The organism is Bacillus sp. JJ864 (assembly GCF_036963045.1).
GTDB classification, from domain to species: Bacteria; Bacillota; Bacilli; order Bacillales; family Bacillaceae_G; genus Bacillus_A; species Bacillus_A pseudomycoides_C.
This window is the reverse complement of the sequence record NZ_JBALLY010000150.1, coordinates 1-1,557: the sequence shown is the minus strand read 5'-3', so window position 1 is coordinate 1,557 and position 1,557 is coordinate 1. Positions and strand designations below refer to the sequence as shown.

The 1,557-nt window shown below is 32.6% G+C and carries 1 pseudogene; it reads right to left on the bottom strand.

The annotated features are described in order from the left end of the window. Positions 1–507: 507 nt before the first annotated feature. Positions 508–732, bottom strand: a pseudogene (locus V7024_RS20275) (hypothetical protein); the annotation flags it as partial. Positions 733–1,557 lie beyond the last annotated feature (825 nt).

Genomic DNA, 1,557 nt, shown 5'->3' with positions numbered 1-1,557 from the left:
AGTTGTAATTATATATTTTTTGATCCGCTAGCTAGTTATCCTAATTTAATTCAGGGTATTCAACTTTTAGTAATACATGAAGAGCATCATTATAAACTCATTGAAAAATATTATGGTGATGTAATAAGTGATTCTGTATGTGTATAAGTTAAAAAACGACATAAAAAGCCTCTTTCATTTTCGGGGGGATGAGAGCATCTGGCCGAGCATAGAAACGGTCAGAGTTTTTTCCTACCGCATGCAAGGCTTAAAATAAAAGGGGTTGTTTGGATTTCGGGAACAAACATTAACCTTCGCAAAGGAGCATCAAAAGGTAAAGGTGATCCGGTTATAGGGAAAGCGTATGTTGGAGCTTGGAATGTCCATTTCAGATACGAGGATTAGATTTATGTATACAAAGATGGTGTTGAAGGTTGGATGTATTTTGATGAGTCTTACGTAAGGTGGATTCGATAACTAATCAAAAGCCCTGATCCTCTATTTAATAGAGGATCAGGGCTTTTGGCTTTATTTACGCATTTTAATTAATGATTTATCCATTTGTCGTTCATTTGCTAATGTTGCTTCACTTGTTGTTTTATCAACACCACGATAGTTATATTTTGAGTTTTGCCAGAAGTCGAATGCAAAATCCTGTATTACTTTTTCTTTCGCATTCTTCTCAACTACTTGAGATTTGAAAATATTTGTAAGCATGTACTCATGATCAGATAGGTCTTTAATATAATTTTGAAGAATATGTCAGCAACACTCTAAAGAAAGAAGCCCCGGGGTATACAGGACTTCTTAGGGTAATTTGTCAAGTAATGGCATACTTGACTAAATAAATTTAACATAAATTTTTGGGGAATAATATTGGTAAATGTGTCCAAATATAAGTAAATATAGGGAATCTAAGATTTATGCAATTTGAAAATTATTAAAATTGGTGGCCGCGAGGTGATTGAATTTGGTTTTAGCGAAGCAATTATAGTTTCTATAATTTAAAGTTTTAATTTTTGGGTTTGTTATTTTCTTAATTGGACTTAGAACTTGGAGGCTTATTTGCTCATGAAATTTTAACAAAAGCGCTATTTAAAAAAGGTTGTATTTGGGGGAGGAAAAGGGAACAATTCTAGCTGTAATACAGCTAGAGCGTTCTAGAGGGTGCATATTGCATATAAGATGTGCTGTTCATAAAGAAAATTAACATATAGTTCATTATAATTTATAGATGGATATTACATTTTATTGAACAAGTGGATTATAAGCTTGTATTAAAAAGAGCAGCTAGTAAAAGTTATGCATAAACTTTATAAAAACTTTGGTCACTGCCGGGTGGTGTATGGGTTAACACTGTAGATATTAACTAACGTAAAGGAAAGTCAACTAGTAGTGTTATTATCAATATAATTACAAAACGATCTACTTATGATGTTTTATTGTTGTTATGAGAACTGAATTTATGTGACAGGTGAGTGTGTTTTGAAGAGGAATATGCAAGTTGGCTTATATAACTAACAAAAAGCCCTGATGAAGTAGAGCATCAGGGCTTTTTGTTGTTGTTTGACAAGATGA